Raw genomic sequence first — 16,128 nt, forward strand, 5'->3', positions numbered from 1 at the left:
CTCCTCTAGACCGTGGTCGTCTCACGCGGCCGGCGTGCCGGAGGCTGGGGTGTCGGGGCGAGACCACCCTGCCATTCGTCGTTGACATTGTGGGTGTCGACCGGATTGCGCCGCGAGCGCAGGAACATGGCGCCCGACGCGGCGATCAGCAGGACCGCGACCAGCAGCACGCCCGCCAATCCACTGGCCAGATCGGCCAGCCACCAGCAGAACGCGCCCACCAGACCGGCCAGCGGCAGGGTCAGGATCCAGGCGACGGCCATGCGGCCCATGACACCCCAGCGGACTTCCGCACCCGGCTTGCCCAGGCCGGTGCCCAGGATCGAGCCGGTGGCCGTCTGGGTCGTCGACAGCGGCAGACCGAACTGGGCCGAGGTGAGAATGATGGCCGCGGAAGAGGTTTCGGCGGCGAAGCCCTGCGGGGAGTCGATCTCGACCAGGCCCTTGCCCAGGGTGCGGATGATGCGCCAACCGCCCAGATAGGTGCCCAGCGCGATGGCCAGGGCGCAGCAGACCTTGACCCACAGGGGGATGTCGTCGGAGCCGGTGTAGGTGCCGTGCGCGACCAGGGCCATGAAGATGACGCCCATCGTCTTCTGTGCGTCATTGGTGCCGTGGGCGAGTGAGACCAGCGACGCCGAACCGATCTGGCCCCAGCGGAATCCGGTGCTCACCTTGTCTTTTCGCGAGCTGCGGGTCAGGCGGTAGACGGCGTAGGTGCCCAGCCCGGCGACCAGCGCGGCCACGAAGGGGGCCAGCAGCGCCGGGACGATGATCTTGTTGATCAGGCCGGTCTTCTGATCCCCGGTCCAGATCACTCCGCTCGCGCCGAGCGCGGCCACCGCGGCGCCGATCAGTCCGCCGAAGAGGGCATGGGAGGAGCTCGACGGAATTCCGAACAGCCAGGTGAGCAGATTCCACAGAATTCCACCCACCAGACCCGCGAAAACTATGTGCAGCAAGGCCATATGGTGCACGCCGCCGATATTCAGCAGCCCACCCGAGACCGTCTTGGCCACCTCCACCGACAGGAACGCCCCCACCAGGTTCAACAGGGCCGACAGGGCCACCGCCACCCGTGGAGACAGCGCACCGGTCGCGATGGAGGTGGCCATCGCATTCGCCGTGTCATGGAAACCGTTGGTGAAATCGAAGGCCAACGCGGTGATGATCACGATCAAGAGAACGAGTAGCTCGGCGCTCACGCCTCAAGTGTCACAACGCGTTACCACGTTCCCAATGCCCGCGGTCGGCTGTTCACCCGATATTCAGGTGGCCAACCCGGACCGTTATCCCGGGGTAGCCGACGCTCGCCTGTCCACAGCGACCCGACATCATTGCGCACGCCCGGCCACCGAACTACGCCGTCAGTGAAATGAACAGGCGGCGGGGCGTTTTCGTGGCGACAATGGGGCGGGCCGTTGCGGTCCTGAGCTTCGGGAGGCTGTAGGAGATGGAAGAGGTGCTGCTCACGCCGCCGGATGCCGCCGAGGTGCGGTTTCTGGCGCGGGGCGTGGTGAGTGCGGCCGCCGGGGCCGCGGGACTGACGCCGTTGCAGGAGTTGCTGATTCCGGCGATGTTCCTGTCGATGACCGGGCATCCGGTGGAGTTGGCCGAGGTGCGGCCGATCGGGGCGGCGGAATTCGCCGACGGGATGGCGCGGCGCAATCGGATCTTCCGGGAGCGGATCGTGCAGACCATGCTGCTGGCGGCATTGGTGGTGCGGCCGCTGCCCGCCGAGGTGGGGGATCGGCTGCGGGAGTTCGCCGATGCGCTGGAGGTGGACGACGACATGATCGCGGTGGCGCGACTGTATGCCGAGGGCGCGGTGGATCTGGCGGCGGTCGACTTCTCGCGCAACGGCTATCTGGGCAATACGGATGCGCTGCGACTGGACGCGCTGCACACCGAGGGGCTCGACAGCTCCTGGAGCGCGGTCAGCGACGATCCGGTGCTCGCCGGACGGTGGGCCGAGCTGTGGGATCTGCCGGTCGGCACCCTGGGACGCGGTGTCGCCGACTTCTACCGCGACCGCGGCTTCGTCACCCCCGGCCTCGCCGGTTCCGCGCCGCCGCTACTGGCCCAGCACGATTGGGTGCACGTGCTCGCCGGGTATGGCACCACCCTCGAGAACGAGATCGAGGTGTTCGCGTTCATGGCCCGCGCCAACGATGATCCGCGCGCGTTCAGCCTGCTGGCAATGGTCATCTCCCTCTTCGAAACCGGCTATCTGCGCGCCGGTGCGGGCCTGTTCGAAGCCGACGCGGGGCACCTCAGCACCGCGGGCATGGCCCAGCGCCTCGGTGACGCCATGCGTCGCGGCGCCCTCACCCAGGGCAGCCACGACTTCCTGGACCTGGATTGGTTCACCCTGGCCGACCGTCCGATCACCGTGGTGCGCAACGAAATCGGCCTCGTTCCCAAGGCCGATTCCGCCATCGCCGCGGGCTCGGCGGGTCCCTGGCAGCCCGGCGGCATCACCCCCTACCAGCTGAACTCCTCGAAGTCCGCCGCCCAGGCCGCCGGCCGCGACTACATCCCCTGGCACCCCGACCCCACCCGCGACTGATTCTCGTTCGCCGAGTGACACATCCTGGAGGCAGGATCAGGGAGAATTCGGGCAATTGCCCTCCAGGATGTGCCGCTCGGTGAAGTGCGGCGGGCTAGGGCGCGCCGAGGAGGCCTAGCATGCCGGAAACGGCTGCGGGCCAGGTGAATTGCTCGGCGCGGTGGCGGGCGGCTTGGCGGCGTTCGACGAGGGGGCGGGCCAGGACGTCGGTGACGGCTTCGGCGAAGGCGCGGGGGTGGTCGGCGGCTACCGCGCCGGCTTCGGCGGTGACTATGTCGGCGAGGGCGGAGGAGCGGCTGGCTACCACGGGGGTGCCTGCGGCCAGGGCTTCCAGGGCGGCGAGACCGAAGGTTTCGTGGGGGCCGGGGGCCAGGGAGACGTCGGCGGTGGCGAGCAGGGTGGCCAAAGAGGGTCTGTCGCTGATGAATCCGGCGAAGTGGACGGTGGGGCGGCCGTCGGGGAGGGCGGGGATCAGGCGGGCCTGGCGTTCGAGAGAGTCGCGGCGCGGGCCGTCACCGGCGACGACCAGGCGGGTGTCGAGGCCGCGGCGGCGCAGGGCGCTCACGGCGGCGATGCTGCGGTCGACGCGCTTCTCGACCGAGAGGCGGCCGCAGTGGACCAGCAGCGGGTAGTCGTCGGCGCCGAGGTCGGTGCGCAGGCGGCGGTCGTGGCGGTCGGGGCGGAACATGTCCAGGTCGACGCCGAGGGGGACCAGTTCGACGTTCTCGACGTCGATGCGCTGGAACTCCTCGCGCGCGAATTGCGTGGTGCACACGACGATGTCGTAGTTCTCCGCGGTGCGCCGGTTGGCGGCGTCGGCGGCGCGGCGGGCCATCGGTCCCGGCAGCACCTGGCCGAGCAGCCGGTCCAGGCGCTCGTGGGAGATCATCACCCCCGCGATGTCGCGGCGGCGCGCCCACCGCCCGAAACCGCGCAGCGTCAACCGATCCGACACCTCCAGCACATCCGGCCGCAGCCCCGCCAGCGTATCGGCGACCCGCCGCGGATCAGCCGCCCGATAACCCCCTGTCCACGGAATCTCCGGCGCGGGCACCGTAATCCGCAGCACCCCGCTCCCCAACACCTCTTCCGCCCGCCGCGGCCCCGGCACGATCAGCACCACCTCGTGCCCGGCGGCCACATACCCCTCGCCGAGATGATGCAGCGCGGTACGCAACCCGCCCGAGCGCGGACCGTAGAAATTCGCCAGCTGAACGATGCGCACGCGGCCGATCGTGCAGTGCGCGAATCTCCCGACGGCACCCCCGGCCCCAACACCGCATGAACACCCGCGAAAGACCCGGCGAACCACCCGTGGTCATCACCCCGCGCCCACCCATCCGAACCCCGCACCCGGAACCACGCACCTCCCCACAGTGCCAGCCCATCTCCCGGCATTGCCCAGCCCCACACCCGGCGAATCAAGATCAGGGAGCTCTCAGTGCGCAAAATGCCCCCGAACTCGACCCTGCGAGCTCCCTGATCTTGGTCCGGAGATCCCTGGCCGTGGATTCCGCCAGCTGGACCACGCGACACGGGGTGGTGTTCGGCGGCGGCACGACGCGTATGTTGCGCGCTGGTGCGTACGCCTTGCCGACCGTGGAGTGAGGACGCGGGCTGCGACGCGCTTGGGCTGCGCGGCGGTGTGGGGTCGAGCCGACGGTGGGCGTCCCGGGCAGGATTCGGGCGGTGGATGAGGGGGCGCGAACTGGTCTGGCCGCTTGACCTGTTGACCAGCGGGATTTAGCGTTCGGGGCATGGCGTTCAAGCGGATCGATCGGCGGACGGTGCCGGACAGCGTGTTCGAGCAGCTGGTGGGGGAGGTGCTGGACGGGGAGTTGGCGCCGGGGGCGGCGCTGCCGGCCGAGCGGGCGCTGGCGGAGACGTTGGGGGTGTCTCGGCCTACGGTGCGGGAGGCGTTGCAGCGGTTGGCGCATACCGGGCTGGTCGAGGTGCGGCAGGGTGGGTCGACGACGGTGCGGGATTTTCGGCGGCATGCGGGGCTGGAGATGTTGCCGCGGTTGCTGATTCGGCAGGGGGAGTTGGATTACGCGGTGGTGCGGTCGATCCTGGAGACCCGGCGCGCACTGGGGCGCGAAGTAGCGGGACTCGCGGCCGAGCGCGCCGCGGACAGCCTCGCAGCGCAACTCGACCCGATCGTGGAATCCCTTGCAGCCGAACGTGATCCCGTCGCCCAGCAGCTCCTGGCGGTCACCTTCTGGGACCACCTCGTCGATGGCGCGGATTCCATCGTCTACCGCTTGCTCTACAACGACCTGCGCGCGGTCTACGAACCCGCCGTCGAGGCCCTCGCCAGTCTGATGGCCGCCGAGGTCGGCAGCGCCGCCCGCTACCGCGCCCTCGCCGCCGCGGTGGTCGGCGGAGACGCCCCCGAAGCGCGAACCATCGCCGATGCACTGCTGAGCATCGCCGCCGGAGAGTTCGAGACCGTCATGGGCCAGCACTCGAACCCTCGCAGCTAGACGCCGAGCGTCCGAAGGCTCACAGCTAGTCCCGAGGGCTCGCACGTAGACCCCGAGCGTTCGAGGGCTGGCAGGTCGGCCCGAGCCGAGCCGGGCGCAGCTAGGCCGGTAGGCGAAGCCTGACGGCGTTCTCCGGCCTTCGTCCACGATCGACCTGCTGATTCGTGAATTCACGTCTTGCCCTCTGGCGTCGGCTCGCTATATTGGTCTGACCACTTGGCCATCTGGCCAAGATCATTGCTGTCGTCGACGAGGTGGTTTGCGCATGACGCACCTTCTGCAATCGCAACGCGAAGGGAATCCGGATCCGGAGGAGACATCCGGGGCGACCGGCGGGCTATCGGCGGGCGGGGCGGTGAAGGTGCCGTCGGCGGCGGAGTTGGTGGGCCGGGCGCGGGTGACGCAGGCGGGGTGGGGTGCGCTGAGCGTTGATGAGCGGGTGCGGGTTTTGGGGGAGTTGCCGCAGCGGCTGAGTGGGGAGCTCGAGCGGATTGCGGAGGTGATTGTCGGGGAGAACGGGAAGCCTCGGGCGGAGGCGTTGGCGCATGAGGTGGTTCCGGCGATCGCGTTGGCGAAGCATCACCTCGAGTCGGCGGTCGAGACGTTGGGGGCGAGTCGGATTTCGTCGGCGACGGCGCCGTATCGGAAGGGGGTGCGGACGCATCGGCCTTATGGGGTGGTGGTGGCTATCGCACCGTGGAACTTGCCGTTCTTGATTCCGTTCAGTCAGGTGTTGCCCGCGTTGATTGCCGGGAATGCGGTGGTGCTCAAGCCTTCCGAGCTGACGCCGAAGGTGGCGGAGGTGCTGGTCGATGTGATTTCAGCGGGGCTGCCGGAGGGGTTGTTGCAGTTGGCGGTTGGGGACGGGACGGTCGGGGCGGAGTTGATCGAGGCTCGGCCGGACAAGGTGTTGTTCACCGGGTCGGTGGCTACGGGCAGGAAGGTGATGGCCGCAGCGGCGCGGTATCCGATTCCGGTGGGGTTGGAGTTGGGTGGGATCGATGCGGCGGTCGTGTTGGAGGACGCGGACTTGGAGTTCGCGACTTCGGCGGTGGCGTGGGGGGCCACATTCAATGGTGGGCAGGCGTGTTGCTCGGTGGAGCGGGTGCTGGTGCACCAGTCGTTGCACGACGCGTTTCTGGTGCGGTTGGCGGACAAGTTGCGGCGCATCGATATCGGCCGCGATCTCGCACCTGCCATCGACGAGCGACAGTTGCAGGTGTGGGAGCGGCATCTGGAGGCGGCGCGCGCCGAGGGGATCCGGGTCGAGGGCGGAGAGTCGGTGCGGGGGCGGCATATCGCGCCAGCGCTGGTCAGCGGTGACGCGGTCACGACGAGTGCCGTGTGGCGGGAGGAGACGTTCGGGCCCGTGGTCGCGGTGGCCCGGTTCGGCACCGATGACGAGGCGGTCGCGCTGCACAATGCGACCGAGTACGGCCTGACCGCCAGCGTCTTCTCCGGCGATGTGGCTCGCGCGCGGGCGCTGGCCGGGCGGCTGCGGGCGGGCGCGGTATCGATCAATGACGTTGCGGCGACCATGTATTCGACGCCGGAGCTGCCCTGGGGCGGGGTCGGGCTGTCGGGATTCGGTCGCTCGCACGGGGTCGACGCACTGCTGGACGCGAGCTGGGTGCAGGTGCTGGATCTGCCGCGCGGACCGGCGTTCGGGCCGAAGCGGCCGTGGTGGTTCCCCTACGGCGCGGGACTCGAGGACGCCATGCGCGCACTCGCGTCGAGCCTGGCCGCGCCGCATTCCACCGCCCGGTTGCGCGGTTACGGGCGGGCCGGTCAGTCCCTGCTGGGCATGCTCAGCCGTCAGCCGAAACTCTGAAAGGCGCGAATTCCGGTGAACGACACCATGACAGCCATCGCCTACAACTCCCCGCGCCTGCGTCCGGGCGGCGATCATGTCGAATCCTGGTTCGTGCGCGCCAACGACCCGCACTCGCCACGCGCGGTGTGGATCAAGGCGACCGTGCTCACCGCCGCCGACGGCACCGCCCTGGCCCAGGCCTGGTGCAGCGTGTTCGACGGGCAACGCACCCACGCCTGGTGCCTCGACATTCCTTTGGAGGCTGCGCGATTCGAGGCGCACGCGGTGGGCCAGGACATCAGCGTGGGCCCGCTCACGATGCTGCTGACGGGGCACGGCGGCACCACCGGCGGCAAGCTATCGGATGCCGTGCAGACCATCTCCTGGGATCTGAGCTTCTCGAAGATCGCGGGCTTGGGTGAGCCGATGTCGTTGCTTCCGACCGACCGGTTGCTCGATACCGCGGTCCCGAGCAACAAACTCGTCACCCCGTTCCCGGTCCTCACCTGCACCGGTCACCTCGACTGGGCGGGCGAACGCTGGGATCTGACTGGCTGGCACGGCATGCAGGGCCACAACTGGGGCCGCGAGCACAGCCCCGGATACGCCTGGGGCCAGGCCGTTTTCACCGACGCCCGCGGCGGGCGGCCCTTCGCGGTGATGGAGGCCGCCTCGGCTCGCACCCGCCTGGCCGGCCGCACCTCGCCGTTGATCTCCATGCTGGTCCTCCGCCGCGGCGACGAGGAGTTCCGCTTCGACCGCGTGCTGGACCTGTGGCGCCAACGCCCGCATCTGGATTTCCCGTCCTGGACCCTGCGCATGCGAGGCCGCCACGGCACAGCGGAATTGCGCACCCACGCCGACCCCGAGCAGATGGTGTGCCTGGCCTACCGCAATCCGGCCCGCGCCACGAGTTACTGCCTCAATTCCAAGACCGCCGCGGTGTCGGTGCATGTCGCCCCGATCGCCGGCAATGCCTTCGAGTTGCGTAGCCCGCACGGTGGGGCGCTGGAATTCCTTGTCCCGCAACCGGTCGCGGCCGTGTCGTCCCCGATCGTGTGAGAGAGCTGCCGATATGCCTTTGACCTTCTTCGAGACCATGCGCGGCGAGCTCTACGACGCCGACGGGCACGCCCATCATGTGGCGATGGATCTGCGCTGCGAGTCCGGGCATGCGCGCGGGTTCGTCACCAATGGCCGCGCCCGCATCACCGGGACCATTCGCGCGTTGCCGTGGGTGGACGGCGCCGCAGTGCTGGGCACCCTGGTCGCGTTGCCGGTGACCAAGCGGCTGATGAGCTACGAACTCGACTTCCGCGACGACGAGGGCCGCGACTGGCGGCTGAGCGGGCGCAAGGATGTGCGCTGGTTGCGGCGCGCGCACGCCAGCCTCACCAATCTCGACACCACGCTCTTCCGTGAGGGCGAGCAGGTCGCGCAGGGCCGAATGCAGTTCTTCGCCAACGACTATCCGAGTTTCCTGCGCTCGTTCCAGCCGTGGGTGTCGCTGCGCTCGGACCTGCCCGACGGCACCCGGCCCGAAGGAGTGTTCACCCCGGGACAGCTCGAGACCCTGGCCGCGCTGGCGGAGGTGCTCATCGAGCCGGGCGGGTCGGTGCCACCGGTCGACGCGGCCACCCTCGCCCGCCTGGACGCCTACATCGGCAATATGACCCCGCTGATGCAGTCGGGTTTGCGCACGGCGCTGCGCGGTCTGGACGCGGCGGCGCGCGCCAAGCACGGCAAACGCGCGGCGGCACTGCCGATCACGCAGCGTCAGGCGCTGGTCGAGGACGCCCGCCGCGGCAAGACGCTGCGTCATGCCGTCGACGCGATCGAAACCCCGTTGCGGATTGCACATTTCAGTGACCGCTGGTACCTGGACGCGATCGGCGCGCCCCGCTACGACGCGCCCGTCCGCGAGCAGCGTCCGGGCTGGATGGCCAATGTCACCACCGCGGGCGAACTCTCGCCCCGCGAGCTCGTCGACTGCGATGTGGTGGTGATCGGCACCGGCGCGGGCGGTGCGGCGGTCGCGGCCCGGCTCACCGAGCAGGGCCTGGGCGTGGTGATGGTCGAGGAGGGCGAGTACGCGGGCCGCACGGAATTCCGCGGCGCGCTGGGGGACCGCACCCAGAAGTATTGGCGCGACGGCGGATACAACCTGGCGCTCGGCAACTCGGTACTGGGTGTGAGCACCGGGCGGCTGGTCGGCGGCACCACCGCCATCAACTCCGGCACCGCCTTCCGCACACCGGACGCGGTGCTGCGCGAATGGCTCGAGCTGGGCTTTCCCGGCGATTTCACCCCCGAGGCGTTCACCCCGTATCTGGACGAGGTCGCCGCCGAATTGGGCATCACCGCCGCCGATCCCCGGTATCTGGGCCGCGTCGCCGACATCATCGGCGCGGGCGCGGACGCGATGGGCGCCGCGCACGGGCCGCTGCCGCGCAATGCCGTCGGCTGCGACGGTCAGGGTCAATGCGTGTACGGCTGCCCGACCGAGGCCAAACGCAGCAGCAATGTCAGCTGGGTGCCGCGCGCGCTGAAGGGTGGCGCGCAGCTCTACACCGGTCTGAGCGTCAACCGGATCCTGATGTCGGGCAGCCACGCCGGCGGGGTGCTGGCAGAGGGGCAGGACGAACACGGCGCACCGCGCACCGTCGAGATCCGCTCGCGCGCGGTGGTGGTCGCGACCGGGACGCTCATGACGCCGTTGCTGTTGCGCCGCAACGGGATCAGCCTGCCCGCACTGGGCCGCAACCTGTCGGTGCATCCGTCGCTGGGCGCGGTCGCCCTGATGGCCGAGCCCGGGTCGCCGTGGACCGGCATCCCGCAGGGCTATCAGGTCGAGGGCCTGGGCGATGAGCTGGTGACCTTCGAAGGCGTCACCATCCCACCGCAATTCGCCGCCGGCGTCCTGCCCTTCCACGGCGCGCGCCTGACCGAGTGGATGAACCGCTGGACCCACACCGAGCAGTTCGGCGCGATGGTGCGCGACACCGGTTGCGGCAGCGTCCATCACGGGCCGGGCGGTCGCACGCTGATCCGCTACGACCTGACCCCGCGCGTGCAGGCCGCCCTGCAGCACGCCTGCGCCGGGCTGGCCGAGCTGTTCCTGCGTGGCGGTGCGGAGGCGGTCGCGCTGCCGATCGCGGGCACCCCGCCGATCCGCACCCTCGATCAGGCCCGCACGATCGCCGAGGTTCGCCTGAGCCCCCGGCAGTTCCGCATGATGGGCCCGCATCCGCTGGGCACCGCCCGCATGGGCCGCGATGCCCGCGAGGCGGTGGTCGGCTTCGACCATCGGGTCTTCGGCACGTCAGGGCTCTATGTCGCCGACGGTTCGGTGGTCCCGACCTCGCTGGGGGTCAACCCGCAGGTCACCATCATGGCCTTCGCCCTGCGCGCAGCCGATCTGATTGCAGCCGACCTCAATTGACGCTTCTTTGTCTTCTCGTGGGCTGGCGCACCACCACCGATCTTGATAGAGATTGATGGACGGACATAAGGGGTGATCCGGATCATTCCGGAGAATGGGGACGAATCAGTGGGTGCCAGAGCCGAACTGGAACGGGAATTGGGTGGGCCACTGAGCGCCCTGGACCTGCTCACCGAAGCCGAGACCGCCGACCTGCTGGGCATCTTCCAGCAGGCGCGCCGCACCGAGAACACCGCCATGGTGGAGGCGGTCGACAAGACCGTCGGCGCGCTGCCGTGGCCGTTGCGCACGGCGGCGAAGAAGATCATGTTCGGCAACAAGCTCGGGTAGGGGAGATGACCGACCTGGTGACCCGGGCGCAGATCACGCTGCTGTCCCGGACGCTGCACGTGCCCGAGGAGCGGCTGGCGCACCTCGAGAAGCTGGGCGCGGCGAATCTGCACGAACTGCAGGAGCGCATGGCGAAAGTGATGTTCGCCGAACACAATGCGATCTTCTCGCGGCTGTCGCTGCTGGTGCCGATCATTCCGTTGTCCATCTCGCTGCCGCTGGTGCAGAAGATGGTGCCGCCGGTGATGGCCGGGCGGGCGGCGGGCGCGATCGGGGTGGATCATCCCAAGAAGGCGGCCGAGGCGGTGACCATGCTCCAGCCCGGGTATGCCGCCGAGGCCGCGCCCTACATGGATCCGCACGCGGTGGGGCAGCTGGCCGATATCGCGCCGGTCAAACCCGTCATGGCGATCATCAACGAGTTGCTGGGGCGCGGGGACTACATCACCGCCGGGCCGTTCCTGGCTTATGCGACACCGGAATTGGTGCGTGCGGTCGAGACGGATGTGCACGATGACGAGGGGCTGATCCGCTCGGCGTCCTACTCCTATTCCGGGGAGAACATCAGTGTCATCATCCGGCATCTGCTCGCCGGTGAAACCAAACGGATTCCGAAGCTGGTGCGCACGATCGTGCAGGGGTCCAAGGAGTTGCGGCTCGCGGCGCTGTCGGTGTTCGCGCGCTGCGATGCCGATGTGATCGTGGCGATCGGCGACATCCTGTTCGACACCGGGACCGCCGACGAGATCGGCGATCTGATCTCGGCGTTCCTCGCCGACGACGCGGTGCCCGAGACGCTGCGCTTCGTAGGGCAGTTGAGCCCGGCGGCGCTGGATCAGCTGGCGGCGAACCCGGTCATCGCCGAACCCGAATCGATCGACGCGATCGCGGGCGCCCTGGACGGCAGCACCGAGGCGGCGGTCTGGCGCGGCCTGCTGGAACTGGCCGAGCGCACCGATGCGGGCATCTCGCGCCGAATCGGCGGGGCGATTTCGCATTTCGACACCGCGACCCTGACCCAGTTGCCGGCGCTGGTGAGCACCGCGCATCTGTGGCCGCCGCTGTTGAAAGTGCTGGCCACCGCCGAACCCGACGCGCAGTCGCGGATCGGGGAGCTGTGGTCGGCACTGCCGGTGCTCGAGCGCAGCGAGATCGAGCGGCGGATCGCCGATCTCGGATTGGGCGAGGCGTTGGCGACACTGACCGCAACGTTGCAGCTCACGCAATAACACTGTCGCGCGCGGCAATCGGAGCCGCGATGTCGAACGCGGCCGGAAAGCCCTCGGCCCCCGCCATTGTCGATGGCGGGGGCCGAGGCGGTCGGAACCGCGTGGGCTTGCTGTGCGCGTCCAGTCCAGCGGTCAGTGCTTGCGCAGCGCCGCGACACTGCGTTCGAAGGCGGCCGCGCCGTGTCCCTCGGCGACCTGACGATCCACCAGAGACGCGATGCCCGACAGCGGTTCGCTGCTGATTCCGGCATCGACTGCAGCTTGGCGCAGGGCGTCGAGACCGCTCTTGGTGAACACCAGATCCTGGAAGACGTCGCCGGTGTAGTCGCCGCTGTCGATGACACGGGCGTAGGCGGGCAGCATTTGCGACATCGCGATCATGTAGGCCGCCGCGCGCGGGGCGAACTCCGAGGCGGACACGCCCGCCGATCCGACCAGTGCGGTGCCCTGGAAGAAGCCGCCGAACATCGAGTACATGGCCGTCAGCAGCGCGAAATCGGTGAGGGCGGCCAGGCCCGCGTCGGTGCCGAAGAACTCGGCGGAGCCCAGCAATTCGAGGGTCGGGCGGTGGGTGTCGAAGATGGTCTGCGAGCCGCTGTAGAGGATGCTCGAGCCATCGGCGCCGATCATGGACGGGACCGCCATGATGCCGCCGTCGAGGAATTCGATGCCGTGCCGCGCGGCCCAGCCCGCCAGCTCCCGCGACTGCTCCGGGGAGGTGCTGGTCAGGTTCAACAGCTGCTTGCCGCGCAGCTCGGCCGCGATCGGGTCGAGGGTCTCGTGCACCGAGGCGTGGTCGAGCAGCACGGCGACGACCAGCCCACCGCCGCGCACCGCCTCGCCGACGGTGGCCGCCGAAACCGCCCCGGCCGCAACCAGTTCGCCGTCCTTGCCCGGCGTCCGGTTCCAGACCGTGGTCGCCACCCCGCCCTTCAGAAATGCCTGCACCAGCGCCTTGCCCATGGCGCCGAGTCCGAGCACGGTCACCGGGCTGTGCTGAGTGTTCGTCATTGGGGGACAACTCCTTCGATCGTTTCCGACTGTTCCGGCGCGCGCTGAGGTCGAGATTGCCGGGATCGAAAGCGGCCCACAAGTACGTACTTCCTGCTCAGGGACTTACTTCGAGGTTTGTCTCCAGCTCCAGCCGCGGCGAAAGGGCGAAAAATTCGCAGGAATCAGGCGGCGCCGAACCAGCGGGTGAGGGCCGCGTCGAGGCCGTGGGGAGTGGCCGAGGTCCAGGCGACGATGCCGTCGGGGCGGATCAGCAGCGACAGTGGCTCGCGGGGCTGGGCCGGTTTGGTGGTCACCACCTCGAGGCGGTCCGACCAGGCGGACGCGGCGGCGCGTAGCTCGGGGGAGTCGGTGAGGTCGAGCAGAACGCCCTTGCCCGAAGCGAAATGCTCGGCCAGGCGGGTGCCGTCGGCCAGCTCGAAATCGGGGGTGGCCTTGCCGACGAGCGGATCGTCGCTGCCCAGGTCATAGCGTTGCAGGACGCCGGAGATCCGCTTGGCCACCTGGGTGGCCCCGTCGCGGGTGTCGAGCAGTTCGGTGACGACCGTGCGCAGGGCGCGGCTGCGCGGATCGGTGCGCATGAGCGCGACCTGCGCGCGCGTCCAGTCCAGGACCCATTCGCCGACCGGGTGGCGTTCGCGAGAATAGGTGTCCAGCAACGACTCCGGGGACCGGCCGCGGATGACGGCGGCGAGCTTCCAGCCGAGGTTGACCGCGTCGCCGATGCCGAGGTTCAGGCCCTGGCCGCCGAAGGGGGAGTGCACGTGGGCGGCATCGCCCGCGAGCAGGACCCGGCCCTTGCGGTAGTCGGGGACCTGGCGGGTGTTGTCGGTGAAGCGGGTCGCCGAAATCACCTTGGAGATGGACACTTTCACGCCGGTGACGCGTTCGAAGCTGTCCTCGAGCTCTTCGGCGGTGACGGGGCTGACGCGGTCGGCGGGCGGGCCGTCGAGTTCGACGGTGAGGATGCGGCCGGGCTGGGGGCCGTTGACGAAGATGCCCGTCGGGGTGGTCTGCCAGCCCAGCGGCACGTTCTCGGCGCCGGTCATCTCGACCAGGGCCTGGCGGCCGGTGATTTCGGGGTCCAGGCCGGGGAATTCGAATCCGGCCAGGCGGCGCACGGTGCTGCGGCCGCCGTCGCAGCCGACCAGCCAGCTGGTGCGGATGCGGTGGTCACCGCAGTCGACGTCGACGCCCACGCCGTCGTCGGCGAAACCGGTCACCTCGATGCCGCGGCGCACGGGCACGCCGAGTTCGGCGGCGCGGCGGCCCAGCATCGCCTCGAGGGCCTGCTGGTCGACGAAGCGGGATTCGGCGGCCGGGCCCAGATCGGCGAAGGCCGGGTCCTCGGTGTCGATGCGGTCCGCGTAGAGCATGATTCCGGCGAAGTGCCCGCCCGCGCGGGGGCGCATCGCGGGCGCGGGAGGTTGCGGCGCTGCGGGAGTCGCGGGGTCGGTGGGAGTGTTCGGCGCTGCGGGAGCCGCTGGGTCGGTGGGCGACTGCGGTGCCTGGGGCTCGGCGGGGGCTTTCGGCCTCGCGAACAATCCGGTGATGCGGGCCATCGCGGCCTCGTGGGCGGCGCGCAGGTCCGGTTCGAGCCCGCGCCGGTCCAGGGCCTGGGCGACGGGGGTGTTGATGCCGCCCGCCTTGATGGTCATATCCGGTGCGGCCAGCCGCTCGACCACGAGGACGTCCACTCCCGCCAGGCGCAGCTCGCATGCCAGCATGAGCCCGACCGGTCCGGCTCCGACCACCACCACATCTCGTGTCTCGTTCATGGGACCCACAGTGGTGGTGGCCGATTGCCGGGCGCTTGCGTCGGCTTGCACGCCGCTTGCGTGGTCAGTTCCAGCCGCGCTGGTCCTGCTTGAGGGCGGTGTCGATGGCCAGACCCGACGCCACCACCATGGACAGCAGCGGTTGCGGGAGCTGGCGGTGGATCTGCACGACGTAGTTGTCGGCGGTGGTGAACATGGTCTTGAGCAGGCCCTCCCACGTCTTGGTGATGCGGGCGACCTCCTGACCGGTGTGATCGTGGATGGCGAAGTTCCAGGCCCGCCAGTTCTCGGCCCGGATGCCGCCGATTTGCTGGCCGTTGACCATGAAGGCGAAGTTGATCTTGCCGATCATGTTCTCCTGGATGATCTCACCGATCGGCGCGCCATTGCCCTGCTCGAGCAGGAACTTGGACTTGAAGACCTTGGCGGGGCGGGTGATTCGCATGAGGCACTGGCCGTGCGCGTCGCGGATCTCCAGTTTGTGGGTCATGAACTGGTCATAGCTGGACAGGAACCGGACTGCCTTCTTCAGCGCCGACTGGCCGACCTCGGCGACCGCGCCGATCTGGCGGCCGTGCTGGTCGAAGACGCTGTACTCGTTGACCATTTCGATCAACTTGACCTTCTGGTTCACCACCAGCACGGGTTCGGTGAAGACGGTGCCGCCGCCGGCCTGCGCGGGGGCGACGCCCGCCTGCTGCTGGACCTGGCGCTGGATGTCGGCCGGGTTGTTGGCGCTGCCGATCTCGAGTTCCCAGGGGGTGGACTCATTGCGCGGAGCGAACTGCTGCTGACCGTAGGGCTGACCGGGCTGCTGACCGTAGTTCTGCTGCGGCGCTTGACCGTAGGGCTGCTGACCGTACTGCTGCTGGGCGAACTGCTGTTGTGGCGCTTGACCTTGCGGCTTGGGCGGCAGCTGCCCGAACTGATGCGGGGCCTGCGGGTTGTGCTGCTGAAGCTGATGCGGCTGCGACTGCTGGGCGAAGGGCTGCCCGCCGGTCTGCGCCTGCTGGGCGAAGGCTTGCCCGCCCGTCTGCGGCTGCTGGGCGTAGGGCTGCGCGCCGGTCCGAGACTGTTGGGCGTTCGGCTGCCCACCGGTCTGCGGGACGAAAGCCTGTCCGCCGGTCTGCGGGTGCTGCTGCGGCCGTGCCTGCTGGGCGAACGGATCGGACTGCGACCGATCCGGTTGCTGGGGCGCCTGCGCGGGTTGCTGTTGGGGCTGAGTGTGATTGGTCCATTGGCTGCCGTCCCACCAGCGGAGCACTGGGGATCCGGGACGCTCGGGGTACCACCCCGCGGGTTGACTCATGGGCGCATCCTAACGGTGTACAGGGACTCTGCACTTTTTGCACTTTTCGCCCGGTGCTCGCCTCTATGATGGGCGGTCGACATCGGGAGGCCGGATTCAGGTCACCCGGGGAAACGGGGAATACATGTCCGCCACAGTCGAATTCGCGGTTTGCCACGGATGCG

General features: G+C 69.2%; 12 protein-coding genes. 7 read left to right on the plus strand and 5 right to left on the minus strand.

Annotated features, from left to right (window positions below; genetic code table 11):
• Positions 1 to 5: 5 nt before the first annotated feature.
• The gene (locus ON43_RS17255) at positions 6 to 1,205 is read right to left on the minus strand and encodes an inorganic phosphate transporter (RefSeq protein WP_040808489.1); all 1,200 of its coding nucleotides are present in this window, start codon (positions 1,203 to 1,205) and stop codon (positions 6 to 8) included.
• A gap of 248 nt (positions 1,206 to 1,453) precedes the next feature.
• Between ON43_RS17255 and ON43_RS17260 the strand changes: the two genes are divergently transcribed.
• Positions 1,454 to 2,569: a hypothetical protein gene (locus ON43_RS17260; RefSeq protein WP_040808491.1), complete on the plus strand. Its 1,116-nt coding sequence runs from the start codon at positions 1,454 to 1,456 to the stop codon at positions 2,567 to 2,569.
• A gap of 94 nt (positions 2,570 to 2,663) precedes the next feature.
• On the opposite strand, the gene ON43_RS17265 is transcribed toward ON43_RS17260, so the two are convergent.
• Complete coding sequence (locus ON43_RS17265; protein WP_040808493.1) at positions 2,664 to 3,794, minus strand: glycosyltransferase; 1,131 nt, start codon at positions 3,792 to 3,794, stop codon at positions 2,664 to 2,666.
• A gap of 532 nt (positions 3,795 to 4,326) precedes the next feature.
• On the opposite strand from ON43_RS17265, the gene ON43_RS17270 reads away from it, so the two are divergent.
• The 6 genes from ON43_RS17270 (at position 4,327) to ON43_RS17295 (ending at position 11,866) form a co-directional block, all read left to right on the plus strand.
• A complete protein-coding gene (locus ON43_RS17270; protein WP_051178549.1) occupies positions 4,327 to 5,052 on the plus strand; it encodes a FadR/GntR family transcriptional regulator in 726 nt (241 codons plus the stop codon).
• Between the two features lie 265 nt (positions 5,053 to 5,317).
• Entirely contained in the window at positions 5,318 to 6,883 is a 1,566-nt protein-coding gene (locus tag ON43_RS17275) for an aldehyde dehydrogenase family protein (RefSeq protein ID WP_051178550.1), read from the plus strand.
• 15 nt (positions 6,884 to 6,898) lie between these two features.
• The gene (locus tag ON43_RS44860; RefSeq protein ID WP_040808495.1) at positions 6,899 to 7,927 is read left to right on the plus strand and encodes a hypothetical protein; all 1,029 of its coding nucleotides are present in this window, start codon (positions 6,899 to 6,901) and stop codon (positions 7,925 to 7,927) included.
• Between the two features lie 13 nt (positions 7,928 to 7,940).
• The gene (locus ON43_RS17285) at positions 7,941 to 10,307 is read left to right on the plus strand and encodes a GMC family oxidoreductase N-terminal domain-containing protein (RefSeq protein WP_051178551.1); all 2,367 of its coding nucleotides are present in this window, start codon (positions 7,941 to 7,943) and stop codon (positions 10,305 to 10,307) included.
• Positions 10,308 to 10,415: 108 nt separating this feature from the next.
• On the plus strand, positions 10,416 to 10,637 hold the full coding sequence (locus ON43_RS17290; protein ID WP_157514082.1) for a hypothetical protein: 222 nt from the start codon (positions 10,416 to 10,418) through the stop codon (positions 10,635 to 10,637).
• Between the two features lie 5 nt (positions 10,638 to 10,642).
• Entirely contained in the window at positions 10,643 to 11,866 is a 1,224-nt protein-coding gene (locus tag ON43_RS17295) for a hypothetical protein (RefSeq protein WP_051178552.1), read from the plus strand.
• A gap of 132 nt (positions 11,867 to 11,998) precedes the next feature.
• On the opposite strand, the gene ON43_RS17300 is transcribed toward ON43_RS17295, so the two are convergent.
• The 3 genes from ON43_RS17300 to ON43_RS17310 all read right to left on the minus strand — a co-directional run bounded on the left by ON43_RS17300 (position 11,999) and on the right by ON43_RS17310 (position 15,964).
• Complete coding sequence (locus ON43_RS17300; protein WP_040808498.1) at positions 11,999 to 12,877, minus strand: NAD(P)-dependent oxidoreductase; 879 nt, start codon at positions 12,875 to 12,877, stop codon at positions 11,999 to 12,001.
• Positions 12,878 to 13,041: 164 nt separating this feature from the next.
• Positions 13,042 to 14,655, minus strand: a complete 1,614-nt coding sequence (locus ON43_RS17305; protein ID WP_051178553.1) for an FAD-dependent oxidoreductase — start codon at positions 14,653 to 14,655, stop codon at positions 13,042 to 13,044.
• Positions 14,656 to 14,719: 64 nt separating this feature from the next.
• Positions 14,720 to 15,964, minus strand: a complete 1,245-nt coding sequence (locus tag ON43_RS17310) for an LURP-one-related family protein (RefSeq protein ID WP_040808499.1) — start codon at positions 15,962 to 15,964, stop codon at positions 14,720 to 14,722.
• Positions 15,965 to 16,128 lie beyond the last annotated feature (164 nt).

The sequence above is a fragment of the Nocardia concava NBRC 100430 genome (assembly GCF_000308815.1).
In the GTDB taxonomy this organism is placed as follows: domain Bacteria; phylum Actinomycetota; class Actinomycetes; order Mycobacteriales; family Mycobacteriaceae; genus Nocardia; species Nocardia concava.